This window comes from Paenibacillus tianjinensis, from assembly GCF_017086365.1.
In the GTDB taxonomy this organism is placed as follows: Bacteria; Bacillota; Bacilli; order Paenibacillales; family Paenibacillaceae; genus Paenibacillus_AQ; species Paenibacillus_AQ tianjinensis.
The window spans coordinates 1,685,188-1,699,242 of the sequence record NZ_CP070969.1 but is presented as its reverse complement, the minus strand read 5'-3'; the positions used below and the strand labels follow the sequence as shown (position 1 = coordinate 1,699,242).

Genomic DNA, 14,055 nt, shown 5'->3' with positions numbered 1-14,055 from the left:
AAATTCCTCAGCTCCGCGGCTCTGCAACGGAATCCCGGTGAACAATATCGGCTGCGATCAGGATTTTTTCCAGCGGCGCAGACGGGTTGTGGATACGGTTCAGCAGCTTCTCTACTGCGGCCCGGCCCATTGCTTCTTTAGGGACATGTACAGTCGTAAGCGGTGGTACACATCTGGTTGCATCTTCAATATTGTCAAAACCCGTCACGGAGACATCAGCCGGTACATTCAGGCCTTCCTCCCTCAGCACCTCACAAACCGTAAGGGCGGTAAAATCGTTCCCGCAGAGCAGCGCGGTCGGCAGGTTTTTGGCTTTTTTCCGTTTGAGCAGCCATTGTTTGAATTCTTCATGAAAGACTACAGAATCCATATCCTCTAGCATTAACATCTCGTCATCACCGGCGGGAGGCTTCATTCCATTCTCTTCAAGCGCGCTGCGGAAGCCGATCCAGCGGTCCCTGAAGCTGCGTGAATAGCGGATCGGGGCGATTAAATGCTGTTGCGTATGGCCTATACCCAGCAGATGATTGCTTAGCCGGGCCATCGAATCAATATTGTTCGCAAACACCGTATCGCTTGGAATCAACGGGTCTTCATGGTCAATCAGCACCATCGGCAGGCCGATCCGGTGCACCTCCAGCAGCAGTGAGGTGGAGATCTGGCCAACGCCAACCAGACCAAGCAGACCGTTCGGATTGAGAATATTCACGAAATTATCGGCACGGTGTTCAGAGACAATAACCATGCCAAGGCCTTCCTGATCCAGAGCAAGCGCAATCCCGTCAACAATTTTCCCCCAATATAAGGAGTCCTGCGTTTGTGAGCGGATATTTGGCATCAGCACCAGCACCGATTGCTTGTTCCGGTCCCCGCCTGCCCCCTGGGTGGAACGCTTCATATTTTGCATGTATGCATTTTTTTGGGTGAAATAGCCCAGCTGCGAAGCGGCCTGGATTACCCGCTCTCTCGTTGTTTCGTTGACACCACCCTTGCCGGAGAGAGACTTGGAAACGACAAACTTGGATACACCCAGATGATCGGCAATTTTCTGCATCGTAACTTTTTTAGCCATATGTATAACCTCCAATGTATTCTTAGATTAGGTGTTCTGCCGGTTAAGGCTGCGAAGAGGGCAGCTGCCCACCCCGGGCTTCTAACCATTTCTCATTTAACTCATCAAAAGCCTTCTGTAAATCAGGTGCGGCAATCAGCTCCTGGATATAGTCTCCTGAGGCAAACGACAGTTTCGAGCGGTTGGCCATATCTATAAAAGCGTCCGTCTGCACAGTGGCTTCTACCAGCTTCGGATGATAGGAAAGGAATTCACGATACTGTTCCATCGAAGGCTCTGCGTGATCATCTGCCGGAAGAAATCCCTCTGAAGTATAGGAGGTTTCATTAACCAGAAAATTCACCCAGGCCATCGATAATTCTTTGTTTTTGCTGAATTTGCTGACTCCAATGAACCAGTCAGGGTTAAGAGGCGCATAATGCGAGGCCCCATTATCATAAGGAAACGGGAAATAACCAATATCCTCCGGAGCAGCTCCGGCGTCCAGAATCTGGCTGATCGTCCAGTTTCCGGTCAGATACATTCCTGCCTCACCTTTCGCCAGCTTGGTTTTGGAGATCTCCCAGTTGTTGGAGAACAGCTCTTCCTCCACGTAGCCTCTGGCTATCAGGGTTCTGGCAATCCCCATCGCCTGCCCCCACTCATTATCCAGCTGCCAGGGGCTGTTCTCATGAACCATGTCATTCATATAATCGGGATTGCCGGTCATATAGTTGACCATATTGTTGCCCCATTCCCGCAGCGGCCAGACCGCACCATAATTCATATACAGCGGTATAATGCCCGCCTGCTTCAGCTTGGCGCAGATGGCGTAGAAATCATCCAGCGTCTGCGGGATCTCTGTGATCCCCGCCTGTTCAAACGCCTTCTTATTGTAAACGATCCCGCTGGTGGTTGTCCCTGTAGATAAGCCATATCTTTTGCCACCATAAGTAGCGAAGGTAGTGAACCGCTCACGGGCAGACATTTCTGCACTCAGCGGCTCAAAAAAATAGCTCAGTTCCTTCGCAGGCAGATTGACCGGCAGCAGCAGCACATCCCCGGCATCCTTGGTAGAGAGACGCACCAGAATGTCGGTGGCATAATTGGATAAGCCCTCGAATTCAACACTGGCCAGCGGATACTTCTTTATAAACTGGTCCGCGTATCCCTGCATCGTGCCGTTCTCAATAAGATCGATCCGGTTGGTCAGCATAAGGATATTACCCGACAGACTACTCTGTTCATTATCCGCAGCCGGCGTTACCGCAGGCTCCTGCTTGCTGCTCCGGTTCTCACAGCCCGCTGACAGCAGGAGCAGCAACAGGAGCAGAAGCATCGTTTGCAGTGTCCAGTATGCTTTTGTCATTTTCAAAGCAGATTGCTCCTTTCTGTCTCAGGCTTGCTGGTTCCCGGAAGCGGCAGGGACAGAATTACATCTGTACCCTCTCCGGGTTCGCTGAACACCTCTATGCCATATGCCGCTCCATAGTTCAGCTGGACCCGCTGATGCACATTCTTCATCCCGATGCCTCCGTTGATGCTTTTCTTCGGAGGCGTCTCACGCTTCAGATTATCATTCAGCTTGTCCAGGGTAGCCCGGTCCATCCCGCAGCCGTCGTCGCGGATATGAAACAGCAGCTTATGCTCAGTAATCTCACAGCTGATACTGAGATGCATATGTTCCTTGCTGTCATCAAGCCCGTGATAGGCTGCATTCTCGATAATCGGCTGGAACACCAGCTTGATAATCGAGTAGTCATCCAGCTCCCGGGGAACATCAATCTGCAGCACGAACCTTCCCGGGTAGCGGCAGCCTAAGAGTTCAACATAATTGCAGACATACATCAGCTCCTGCTTCATTGTCGTATGGCCGGACAAATCGCTGGTACTGTAACGCAGCAGCTTACCCAGAATCGAAATCATGTCAGCTGCTTCTACATCATCATTGATTTCCGCCGTCATGCGGATAGACTCCAATGTGTTGTAAATGAAATGCGGATTGATCTGGCTCTGCAGCGCATGCAGCTCCGCTTCCTTCTTCTGCTCCTCTATCCGGTAAATATCCTGGATCAGCTGGCGGATGCGCGCGAGCATACGGTTGAACTGATGACCGAGCAGGCCTATTTCATCCCGGCGTTTCACGCGGAAGTTGACATCCAGATCACCGTTCTGCACCTTTTTCATCAGCTGAATCATTTGTGTCAGCGGTTTGGTCAGGGCAAAGGACAGAATAATAGAGATAATCAATGCGAGTACGATAATAATCATTGTCGCCGCCAAGGTTGCGTTGCGGGTCAACTTCACATCACGGGTCAATTCATCGACCGGAATGGAGATAATCACCTTCCAGTTTGTCTTAGAGGAACTCGAATAAATGTTCAGCCGTTCCTTACCCGACACCGTATCATAGAAGCTTCCGGCGGCTCCCTTGGCACTGCGGAACAGTGAAGTATGGGATATATCCATTGTTAACAGCTTCTGGTCACTGTCATAAATGACCTTGCCCGCCTCATCCACGATCAGGGACTTGCCATGAGTCACCTCGTCCAGCTCCGCCACTTGGAACTCCAAGTTGCTGACATTGGCTTCTACCGCGATCAGTCCGATCGGGTTCCAGAGACCGTCAACAATTTTGCGGACAACCGTATAAGCATAACGCGTACTCTGCAGATTGGTGGTATAGGCCTGAGTACCGAACAACAGCGCTTCACCGCTCGAATCCTTCACCTGCTGGCTCCAGAATTTATAGCTCTGATCCAGATCAAGCCGCACACCGCCATCCTTAGCTGAATAATAGCCATTGCCGTAGGCATCGAAAATATAGACAGAGTTCGTCCCCCGTTTAATATTGTTGATGAAGGAAATATTGCCTTCTATCCCTCTCTGGATGGATAGAAGCAGATCAAAATCACCTGGTGCGACACTGCTCCGGTCAGTATCACCTTCAGTCAGCTTCTTCTGTGCATAATAGCGGTTGGAGCGGATCAGATTTTGTTTGATATCGTTTACATACGCAGGCATCGAAGAAATTCGCTTCATGTCTTCTATGTAGTCGTCGACCCCATCCATCATTTGATCGATCAGCTTCTCCGAATAAGCAACCGTGTTACCTTGGATCGACTGTGTATAGCTCTTGAAGCTGATCACACTGATAACCGAAAGCGGCAGTGTAATAATAACCAGGAAGACAAGGAGCAGCTTTCGTTCCATGCCCATGTCCCCAATAAAGGACCACCAGTTGTGCTTATACTTTACTTTCATCCGGTCCTTCTCCTTCAATCAGCTTTACCTAACATTTTCAGCCAACATAACATTTACCTAACAAAATAATTATACTTGTTAGCTCCAAGTTTCACAAGAAAAAGTCCAGTACCTATAATTAACAGGCCGCTTCTTCCCTGGGGAAGAAGCGGCCTGAGTCTACCATATAACTACACCTAACTGCTGACTTATTAGATTGTGAACATCGCCAGCTTGTCTTTCAGCTGGTTCGAAGCAACCTCCAGCTTGCCGGACAGAGAGACGAGCTGATCACTCACGTTCTGCTGCTCGTTGCTGAGTGATGCCACTTCTTCGGAAGTCGCAGACGATTGCTGAGCGACTGCACTTACATTGCCCATCGCATCAGACAATACACCCTGCGAATGGCTGAGGCTGCCAATGGCGCCTGTTACAGACTCCAGACTGGCAATGAAATCCTCCATTTGAGCCTGTACAGAAACAAAGATATCACTGGTGCTTTTTACGGAAGTCATCTGTTGTTTGAAGAGCGGTGCCACTTCAGACAGAACGTTCACCGTTTCATTCATTTCTGTAACGATCTTATCAATAATTCCTGCTACCAGCGCAATCGACTGCTTGGACTGGTCTGCCAGCTGCCGGACTTCATCTGCGACGACCATAAAGCCGCGGCCCGCTTCGCCCGCTCTTGCTGCTTCAATAGTAGCATTCAGTGACAGAATATTGGTCTGCTGCGTAATATTTTTCATAACATCAAGAACCTTCATAACAGAGTAAACCGTATCTTTCAGGTTGTTGACGCGATCTACTAATGCGGAGGTCATTTCTCCGGTACGGCCTGTCTGTTTGAGCAGGTCTTCCATCTGTTTCGCTCCGAGTCCGCTGGCTTCACCGACACCGCGTGCCGCTTCATCCATCTCGGCATTGGCAGCAATGACGTTCTGCATTTGAGTACCGATCAGGTCGGTCAATTCATTGCCCCGCTCAGCTTCCAGTGCCAAACTTCCTGCACCGCCGGCAATCTCTTCGGTAGCTGCGGCAATCTCTTTCGCAGATACAGCCGTCTTACGGGAGGCATCACCAAGCTCGCCGGCAGTCTCCAAGACTTCCCGGGCAGTATCTGTCGTTTGTGCAACCAGCTCGGTAATCCGTTCCATCATCATATTGAACGAAGCGGACAGCTGGCCAATTTCATCTTTTGAAGTAAACTCTGTACGTACGCTCAAATCGCCTTTTGCACCTTCCACCATTAGATCCTTCAGGCGGGCTACCGGCTTGGCGATCATCTGGACCATCCAGAAGCCGAGTAACACCGCAAGCAGAGCAGATGCAAGAGCGGCCATATAAGTTGTAAACAGAATCGGCTTAGCTGCTTTCACTAGTTCTCCTGTCGGGACAACACCTGTCAGCTTCCAGTCAGCCTTGGTTAATGTACTGAATACAGCCAGCACATCTTTGCCGTTTGAATCCTTGGCTTCCTGGCTGTTATTCTTGTTCTTGCTGTCCTTGATGAAGCCGAATTCGGAAGCCACACCATCTTCAGCAGGAACCGAGGATGCAATAACAGTACCGTTTGGATCAACCAGCTGAATCCGCGAGCCGTCTCCAAGCGATACGCTTTTGAAGGCCTCTTCCAGTAAGGTATTTTTGAGCTCAAGCATGATGACATAGCCTGTAGCAGAGCCCATAGTCTTAAGTGATCTTACCATAGCAATATTCTTGCCGCCGTCACCCTCCACAGATGTCGAGAACCAATAGTTCTGCGGTGCTGCGGTTTCATCTGAATAATAGGACGTGTACTCTGTATTGTTAGCAGTAACCTTCTTGAACCATTCCTGGTCTCTGATTCCATCGATCTTAAGACCGGAACTCCCGCTCGTGATGATACCCTCATCAGCGGCTTGCGGTATCAGGGTGATCGCCACAATATTTGAGTCCGTAGTCGTCTGGCTGGACAGCTTCTTACTAATCGAATCCGTAGCGACGAATTTATCGTAACTAGACTCTGCGGATAACAGCTCCGACAGGTCACTCTGCATTTGTGCATCAAAGTACAGCTGAAGCGCCAGATTCTCATACTGTTTGAGTGTAATGTCCAGCTTATCCGATGTCTGGATAATGGTCTGCCGGTTCGCTTCCGAGACATTGTCCTTAATTGTATTCTTAGCCTTGTTGTAAGACAAGAGACCCAGTAGCAGCACGACAGCTACAATGGAAGACAGGAAAATCAGAAACAGCTTGACTCCTACGGACTTAATCGGATCGACTTTCTTGACCTGGCTTACTGAACTATTCAGCGCTCCTTTGAAGCCCATATCCCTTATCTTGCCTATACTCTGGAATTTACCTTTACCATTGCCTTTGCCTGTTGTCTGGTCCACATCTGTACGGCTTGGTTCTACTTGTTGTTTATCCACTGATTTCTTACTATTTTTCCCCAATTTCACCCTTCTCCCCTTCTGCTTTTTATCTCTGTTCTCCTGCTCGGGAGCCCCCATATCATCACCTGCCAGTTAGAATAAAAGTCGTAGAAGTCCTATGTAAGCGTTCCCTATATGAATCTATATCGGTTTTCTCCGACTATTTGCTTAGAGTTCTTAAGAAATTACCTGATAATCTTTATATATTTAAGTCATTTTCTTTTTTTTGCAAAAAAAGGGGCTGTCCCAAAAGCCATGAAATGGCTGCTTGGGATAGCCCCTGTTTTTTTAAGTAGGATCAACGTGAGCACTTGGGTGGACGCTCCGCGAACGGACCGTTGTTCCAATCGCTGTGCTCTCCAGATTTTTTTCATTCCCCTTAGCGGTGAAAATCCGGAGACCAAGGCGACCGCTGCCGCTTTTCCACAATCGTTCCGTCCTCTCCGCTGTTTAAGCGGGAAATGGATCTACAATCTTTAAAAATCGCACAAAAAAGAAACCATCCTTTGGTAAAATGGAGTTACCACACAACCATTTCAAAGGAGAGGTTTCTTTTGTACATTCAATATACCATGGACCAACTTTGCTTGCCAATGGATCTGGAAGAAGATATTCCCGAAAACCACCTCGTTCGTGTCGTTAACGCAGCCGTCAATCGGCTAGACGACACCATCTTTGACACTGCCTATCCCGGTGGCGGCCGTGACAGCTACCACCCTAAAATGCTCACCAAAGTCATTATCTATGCGTATACGCAGCGCATTTATTCCTCCCGGCAAATCGCCAAAGCGGTCCGAGAAAACATTCCCTTCATGTGGCTAGCGGGACGACAACGCCCGGATTTCCGCACGCTCAACCGCTTTCGTTCTCAGCGGATGAAGGACGTCCTAGAAATGGTATTTACCGCCGTGCTTCAGTTTCTGGCGGACGAGAAATACATCTCCTTCGAGCATTATTTTGTAGATGGCACAAAAATAGAGGCAAATGCGAATCGCTATACCTTCGTGTGGGGTAAAGCCGTTAGTAAGCATAAAGCCAAGCTGCAAGAAAAGGTACATGCATTGTTTGCCGACATTGAGGCTGCAGAGAAACAAGAAGAACAGGAACACCGCGGCCAGGATCTGAGCGAACTTGGCGAGTCCGCCGAGATCGACAGTGAGAAACTTGAACAAATGACCCAGTCGTTAGAGTCGCAACTGCTGAAGAAGCCCAAGAACAAGCCATTGAAAAAAGCGGTTCGGAGGCTCCGTAAGGATCTGTTTCCGAGACTGCTGAAATATGAGCAATACCAAAACCTGCTCGGGGACCGAAACAGCTTTAGTAAGACGGACCCGGATGCCACCTTCATGCGGATGAAGGAAGATCACATGCGAAACGGTCAACTCAAACCCGGCTACAATGTACAGATCGGCACCGAAAACCAGTTTATTTTGGCGTACAGTCTACACCAAAGACCGACGGATACGCGTTGTTTACAGCCGCACTTAGAAAAGGTGCGGCAGATCCTAGGGAGACTTCCGAGGGCGGTGATCGCGGATGCCGGCTACGGCAGTGAAGAAAATTATGCCTATTTGGAAAACGAACACGTGAAGGCCGTGGTCAAATACGGCAGCTACCACAAAGAAAAGAGCAAAGCGTGGAAAGAGAATATCGGAAAGATTGAGAACTGGACGTACGACGAAGCCGTGGATACATGGACATGCCCCGCCGGACAAACGCTGCATTTTCGCAAAGAAAGCAAGGAAACGTTAGAGAGTGGATATGAAATCCGAAAACGTCATTACCGTAGCCAGAGCTGCGTGGGCTGTCCACTGAAGGAAAGATGTACGAAAGCCGAAGGAAATCGGGAAGTGGTTGTCAGTCTGGAACGACTGCGGTACCAGAAACAAGCTCGGGCAATTTTGCAAAGCGAGGAAGGCTTCACTTTGGCCGTACGTCGAATGACAGAACCAGAAAGTGTATTTGGACAACTAAAGAACAACCGGGGTTTCCGGCGGTTTCTGCTTCGCGGCATGGAAAAAGTGACGCTTGAAGTCGGATGGCTTTCCCTTGCCCACAATCTACTGAAGCAAGCTGCAAACGACCAAAAACGCAGAGCAGCGATCCTCCAATAACAGGAGAATCGCTACATTGTTGACGTTTTTCGGTTTTGAATAATGAAAAGGGTCTGTCTCTACTCGAAAAAATCTACTTATGGGACAGCCTCTTACCAGTGGATTGAAATTTTACTTTCTCTTTCGCATCATATCAAAATAAGCTACCGGGTGATCTACCTTCATGCGCACGCGCTGAAGCGGGTGACGGGCCACATCAAGCTTGTTCCCTGCCTCATCCCATAGTTCCCCTACAATCTGCTTAAAGAACGTGTTATCCGGTCCGAAGAATTCCACTTCCTGCCCCGGCTTGAAGTTGTTGCGCTGCTGGATCAGCGCCATGCCGCTCTCCGCATCATACTCCAGAACTAGTCCTGCAAAATCATATGGCGCCGCCTTTTCCTCAGGCTCATAGATATGATCCTCATGATCCGGGGTATCGTAGAAAAACCCGGTGTTCAGCGGACGGTTGGCCGCCTTCTGCAATTCTTCCAGCCATTCCGGCTTAAGCTCGTAATGCTCCGGATCGGCCATATAAGCATCAATGGCTTTGCGGTAGGCATTCACGACAGTCGCCACATAGTGGATGGACTTCATCCGGCCCTCGATCTTAAAGCTGTCAATGCCTGCTTCAATCAGATCGGGGATGCTTTCCAGCATGCACAAGTCTTTGGAGCCCATGGAGAACGGGTTGTCCTGCGGCTGATGCAGCGGCAGCTGGGTTACACCTGGCTGAAGACGCTGCGGAGCAGCAGCTTCGGCCTGTTCTTCTTCAGACACCCAGGTGCCTTCCGGACGGTCATCCTGGAACAGGTCATATTTCCAGCGGCAGGATTGGCAGCAGCCGCCGCGATTGGAGTCGCGGTCCGTAAAGTGATTGGATAATACACAACGTCCGGAATAGGAGGAGCACATGGCTCCGTGGATAAAGCTCTCGATTTCGATATCAACATGCTGTTTAATCTCGGCGATCTCTTCCAGACTGGTCTCCCGGCCGAGAACGACACGCGGCAGGCCTTCCTCTTTCCAGAAGGATACCGCCTGCCAGTTGAGGGTGGACTGCTGGGTGCTTAGATGCACCTCAAGTCCCGGTACCAGCCGACGTGCAGTATCGACAATGGCCGGGTCTGCCACAATGATGGCGGCAATTCCGGCTTCGTATAGGTTACGCAGGTATTCTTCAATCCCGGCGATATCTTCATTGTGAGCATAGATATTGGTAGCAACAAACACTTTAGCGCCGTATTTCTTGGCGAATTCCACACCCTCGCGCATTTCCTCGAAGCTGAAATTATCCGCTCCGGAGCGCAGACCATATTTCTGGCCTCCAATATATACTGCATCCGCACCATAGTGCACGGCGAATTTCAATTTTTCCAGGTTACCCGCCGGAGCAAGGAGCTCCGGTTTGTCCAGACGGTAACGTTTGCCCTTATACTGGGGCTTAGTCATGGTTCCCATTATGTTCTCCCCTCCATATCTTCAGCTGTTAAAAAAGCTTAAAACCCTACATCCCGGTGTTGTACACAGCTGCAGGGAATGTTTGGACTTCCGGCCGCTGTTATGTTTGGATTTCCTATATAAACCGCTGGCTGCGGTAGAAATCCAAACATAAAGGCGGACGCATTCGCTCCTACAGTTCCAAACTTCCCCTCCGCTGCTTCACCATAATGTTAATAGTTCCAACCCTTTTTAAGAGGCTGAATCATTGCCTTATTTTATTTCCTTAACCAATTAATAGACTTGCTCTTTGTAGAAGAAGCCGAACGACAGGTCACGCTCAGGGTCCTGCAGCGCACGGATTCCATCCATCCACGCTTCGTCAAAAGCATAGCCCTGCGGGTCAGCGGCATAGAGATCCACCGCATGACGATAGGCCTTAACGACTGCCACGTTATAGGCAATTGGTTTCAGCAGCCCTTCAATCTTCAGGCTGTGCACTCCTGCCGCAAGCAGGATATGCAGATCCTCAAGGATACAGATATCGTCGGAGCTCATAATATGTGTACCATTGATGTCCTCATAAATCGGGAATTTCTCATCCCGGCGCTCTGCTTCAATCAGGAATAAGCCGCGTTCCTTGCCGAGGTTTCCATCCTCTACCGGACGGCCCTGGTGGGCCATATAGCTTGCAACGAGGCCACGCTTGGAATGGTAGATATTCGTCATGCCATGTACCTGCACCTGGGCTTCAACCTCCAGAAGCGGCACCATCTCGGTGATTTCGTCCATGTTCAGCTCACGGGCCAGAACAACCCGCGAAGCGCCTTTGCGGCCCCAATAATTGGCCGTAAAGTAATTCGTTGAGGTCATCTCGGCATTCCAGTGCAGCCTCATGCCCGGCGCCTGAGACTTCACAGCAGCCAGAACTGCCGGATCGCCGAATTCGATCCCGTCAATCCCAAGCTCACCGATAGCTTTCACGTAAGCGGGAAGCTCATCGAGCAGCCGGTTGGACATGAGTCCGCCCAGACCGGCGTAGACTTTGCGGCCCATCCCGTGGGCCAGTTCTATAACAGCTGCCGTTTCCTCCAGCGAAAAATGTCCGGCCAGGCGCATGCCGAAACGGTCATCGCCGATCACCAGCGCATCCGCACCGGCATTCAGCAGCGCACGCGCTTCTTCCAGGGATGCTGCTGTGGCCAGCAGCTCCGGTTTGTTCATCATGTTGTACCCTCCTGCACTTGCGGTAAACGAAACCGCATCAAACTCTATTTTAATAGGTTACGGCGAACTTTGTTCACTTTTTTGGATATTGGCTAAATGTTCCTTATAGGTCTTACCGAACAGATGACCCTGGGAACCGTCTTTTTTAGTCACATAGAAGTAATATTCTGATGCCTTAGGCTCAAGAGCGGCCTGAATGGAAGCAAGACCCGGGCTGGCAATCGGCCCCGGCGGTAATCCAGTATTCTTATACGTATTATATGGGCTGTCAACCTTGAGATCCTTGTTCAGCAGCCGTTCTTTTTGCTTGTCCAGCAGATACTGGACGGTAGCATCAATCTCGAGCTTCTGCCCTTTATTCAGCCTGTTATAAATAACACCGGCCACCAGCGGACGCTCCTCGTCCACTACAACCTCACGCTCTACGAGTGAAGCAACTGTCAGCAGCTCATGCAGGGATAAACCGCGCTTATCCAGCTTTGTTTTCCAGTCCGGAATGCTGTCCAGCTTCTTCTCCAGCTGCTCCAGCATTGCTTCGACAATCTCCTGGGGTGTACTATCTTTGACGAGCTCATACGTTTCGGGGAACAGATATCCCTCAAGCCGGTGGCGAAGCTCTGCATTCACCGGAATCCCCAGCCGGTCGGCTGCAGCAAGTCCTGCACCAGAATCTATGACTTTAAGGAAGACCTCCGCTTTCTGATTCCAGGCCTCTGCCAGTTTATCAGCCACTTGCGCCGCGGTGAATCCTTCAGGAATTGTAAAGACGACTGTTTCTTCCTTTACCACATCTCCGGCATTCAGCCTTGCAATCAGCTGGTCATAGCTATCTCCAGGGCTTGCAGTATATGTACCTGCTTTGAAGCTTGAGCCTTCCTTGACCCATTTCAAATATCCCTTGAATAATAGCCCATTACGGATAATGCCGTTTTCCTCGAGCAGATCAGCGATTTCCGAACTGCCCATCCCCTTCTCTATCGTAAACGTTACTGCCGGGCCTGCAGGCTCTACCGGCTGCATTCCATTCCAAATATACCATGCGCCTCCCCCTCCTGCTAAGGCCAGCAAAAGGATTACGATCAGCACAGCGCGGATTGCGGCTTTCAAATGTCACTCCTCACTTTCCGACTATAAAGTATAAAATTGTATTGTCTCAAATTCAACATATATTTTTAGAATTGCTTCTATTTCAAGCAAAAAGAGCGCGGAATAACTCCGCCCTCTTCCTTGCCAAGCATAGATGTTGCATATTTGTGAAAAAACACTTATTCCTTGTCGTCAGCAGGGAGAGTCAGCTCGTCGTACAGCTCAGAGACATCTTCCCACTCCTCATCGTCAACGATACTTTCCAGCTCGGGCACACCGTTAGGTGAAACCACGATCCGCAGAATTTCCTGCTCTGCTTCTCTTCCGGAGCCAGCCAGTACCGCATACGCGCGGTCGCCAACCTCAAACTCGGCAATAATATCGTAAACGGAAGATTTACCCTGCTCGTCTTCCAGTTCTACAGTCTCTCCATATACTTCCTTGAGCTTCGATGTCCATACCGCTTGTTCGGCGGAAAAATCAGTCATTCTCTGCTCCTCCATCCAGCTCGTCTACCAAAGTATTGAAGGTTTCTTCGACAATCGCCCACTCTTCGTCGTTCTCGATCATGAAAAGCTGCAGGTCTTCGCCGTCTTCCTCATAGCGGAACGCATATACCTCATCACTCTCTTCATCCTCGGAATCCAGTGGAACTACCATCATATACTTCGCATCCGAACCATCAACTTCAAACTTCATGATGACCTCGAATTCCTCTTCATTACCTTCCTCATCGGGAATATAGATAATTTCCGGTTCTTCTTCTTGGCCAATCTGCTCGTTTGTCATAATAGCACGCACCCCTCACCTTTTACTGTTAGCATCCAAAAAATTTTGCAAAATCAGGGCTGCAGCCATTTTGTCTACAATCCCTTTGCGTTTCTTCCGGCTGACGTCCCCTTCAATCAGCACCCGCTCAGCGGATACCGTCGTCAGACGCTCATCCCAAAGGTGTACGGGTATTTCGAATTGCTCCCGCAGCTGTTCGGCAAACTCAATACAGATTTCACCGCGGGGTCCTACAGAGCCATTCATATTCTTTGGCAGACCAACCACAATTTCCCCGATTTCGTACTCCTTGACCAGTTCACGAATCCGTTCGAACTCATTGCCGTTCCCGCGGCGCTCAATGGTTTCCAGAGCCTGGGCTGTCCAGCCGAAAATATCGCTTGTGGCGACTCCGATTCTACGGTCGCCGTAATCCAGACCCAGCTTCTTCATTTCGGATGATCCACCCGATGATTAGCCAGGTAGAAACGAACCAGTTCCTCGATCAGCTCATCACGTTCTTTTCTCCGGACCAAACTTCTCGCATTGTTGTGGCGCGGAATGTAAGCCGGATCTCCGGATAGAAGATACCCCACGATCTGGTTGATCGGATGGTATTCTTTCTCCACCAGCGCGTCGTATACGGCGAGCAGAATTTCCTGGGAAGAAGCTTCCTTTTCGTCACCCTTCACATTGAATTTAACCGTTTTGTCCATGGAGTCCATCT

At 49.8% G+C, this 14,055-nt stretch carries 12 protein-coding genes; 1 reads left to right on the top strand and 11 read right to left on the bottom strand.

Going from position 1 to position 14,055, the window contains the following annotated elements:
* Positions 1-7: 7 nt before the first annotated feature.
* From JRJ22_RS07390 to JRJ22_RS07375, 4 genes are all read right to left on the bottom strand, one after another.
* Entirely contained in the window at positions 8-1,072 is a 1,065-nt protein-coding gene (locus JRJ22_RS07390) for a LacI family DNA-binding transcriptional regulator (protein ID WP_206103876.1), read from the bottom strand.
* A gap of 43 nt (positions 1,073-1,115) precedes the next feature.
* Positions 1,116-2,420: an ABC transporter substrate-binding protein gene (locus JRJ22_RS07385; RefSeq protein WP_206105026.1), complete on the bottom strand. Its 1,305-nt coding sequence runs from the start codon at positions 2,418-2,420 to the stop codon at positions 1,116-1,118.
* A gap of 2 nt (positions 2,421-2,422) precedes the next feature.
* The gene (locus tag JRJ22_RS07380) at positions 2,423-4,315 is read right to left on the bottom strand and encodes a cache domain-containing sensor histidine kinase (RefSeq protein ID WP_206103875.1); all 1,893 of its coding nucleotides are present in this window, start codon (positions 4,313-4,315) and stop codon (positions 2,423-2,425) included.
* Between the two features lie 191 nt (positions 4,316-4,506).
* Positions 4,507-6,711 (bottom strand): methyl-accepting chemotaxis protein, encoded by a 2,205-nt coding sequence (locus tag JRJ22_RS07375; protein WP_206103874.1) that lies wholly within the window; start codon positions 6,709-6,711, stop codon positions 4,507-4,509.
* A 557-nt stretch (positions 6,712-7,268) separates the two neighbouring features.
* On the opposite strand from JRJ22_RS07375, the gene JRJ22_RS07370 reads away from it, so the two are divergent.
* Entirely contained in the window at positions 7,269-8,828 is a 1,560-nt protein-coding gene (locus tag JRJ22_RS07370; RefSeq protein WP_206101459.1) for an IS1182 family transposase, read from the top strand.
* Positions 8,829-8,939: 111 nt separating this feature from the next.
* Here JRJ22_RS07370 and JRJ22_RS07365 read toward each other — a convergent pair whose 3' ends face one another.
* The 7 genes from JRJ22_RS07365 to JRJ22_RS07335 all read right to left on the bottom strand — a co-directional run bounded on the left by JRJ22_RS07365 (position 8,940) and on the right by JRJ22_RS07335 (position 14,053).
* Positions 8,940-10,268: a peptidase U32 family protein gene (locus JRJ22_RS07365; protein ID WP_206103873.1), complete on the bottom strand. Its 1,329-nt coding sequence runs from the start codon at positions 10,266-10,268 to the stop codon at positions 8,940-8,942.
* Between the two features lie 273 nt (positions 10,269-10,541).
* A complete protein-coding gene (locus JRJ22_RS07360; RefSeq protein ID WP_206103872.1) occupies positions 10,542-11,474 on the bottom strand; it encodes a peptidase U32 family protein in 933 nt (310 codons plus the stop codon).
* 57 nt (positions 11,475-11,531) lie between these two features.
* Positions 11,532-12,581, bottom strand: coding sequence for an endolytic transglycosylase MltG (mltG, locus tag JRJ22_RS07355; RefSeq protein WP_232381062.1), 1,050 nt, complete (start codon positions 12,579-12,581; stop codon positions 11,532-11,534).
* A gap of 158 nt (positions 12,582-12,739) precedes the next feature.
* Positions 12,740-13,048: a DUF1292 domain-containing protein gene (locus JRJ22_RS07350; protein WP_054939602.1), complete on the bottom strand. Its 309-nt coding sequence runs from the start codon at positions 13,046-13,048 to the stop codon at positions 12,740-12,742.
* Positions 13,041-13,349: a DUF1292 domain-containing protein gene (locus JRJ22_RS07345; RefSeq protein WP_206103871.1), complete on the bottom strand. Its 309-nt coding sequence runs from the start codon at positions 13,347-13,349 to the stop codon at positions 13,041-13,043. The genes JRJ22_RS07350 and JRJ22_RS07345 overlap by 8 nt, the downstream gene beginning before the upstream one ends.
* Before the next feature lie 15 nt (positions 13,350-13,364).
* The gene (gene ruvX / locus JRJ22_RS07340) at positions 13,365-13,781 is read right to left on the bottom strand and encodes a Holliday junction resolvase RuvX (protein WP_206103870.1); all 417 of its coding nucleotides are present in this window, start codon (positions 13,779-13,781) and stop codon (positions 13,365-13,367) included.
* Positions 13,778-14,053: an IreB family regulatory phosphoprotein gene (locus JRJ22_RS07335; RefSeq protein ID WP_189032318.1), complete on the bottom strand. Its 276-nt coding sequence runs from the start codon at positions 14,051-14,053 to the stop codon at positions 13,778-13,780. Before JRJ22_RS07335 ends, ruvX begins: the two co-directional genes overlap by 4 nt.
* Positions 14,054-14,055 lie beyond the last annotated feature (2 nt).

Coding starts and splice junctions, on each gene's coding strand:
- JRJ22_RS07390 (WP_206103876.1), bottom strand. CDS start 1,072: ATGGCTAAAAAAGTTACGATGCAGAAAATTGCCGATCATCTGGGTGTA.
- JRJ22_RS07385 (WP_206105026.1), bottom strand. CDS start 2,420: ATGACAAAAGCATACTGGACACTGCAAACGATGCTTCTGCTCCTGTTG.
- JRJ22_RS07380 (WP_206103875.1), bottom strand. CDS start 4,315: ATGAAAGTAAAGTATAAGCACAACTGGTGGTCCTTTATTGGGGACATG.
- JRJ22_RS07365 (WP_206103873.1), bottom strand. CDS start 10,268: ATGGGAACCATGACTAAGCCCCAGTATAAGGGCAAACGTTACCGTCTG.
- JRJ22_RS07360 (WP_206103872.1), bottom strand. CDS start 11,474: ATGATGAACAAACCGGAGCTGCTGGCCACAGCAGCATCCCTGGAAGAA.
- JRJ22_RS07350 (WP_054939602.1), bottom strand. CDS start 13,048: ATGACTGATTTTTCCGCCGAACAAGCGGTATGGACATCGAAGCTCAAG.
- JRJ22_RS07345 (WP_206103871.1), bottom strand. CDS start 13,349: ATGACAAACGAGCAGATTGGCCAAGAAGAAGAACCGGAAATTATCTAT.
- ruvX (WP_206103870.1), bottom strand. CDS start 13,781: ATGAAGAAGCTGGGTCTGGATTACGGCGACCGTAGAATCGGAGTCGCC.
- JRJ22_RS07335 (WP_189032318.1), bottom strand. CDS start 14,053: ATGGACTCCATGGACAAAACGGTTAAATTCAATGTGAAGGGTGACGAA.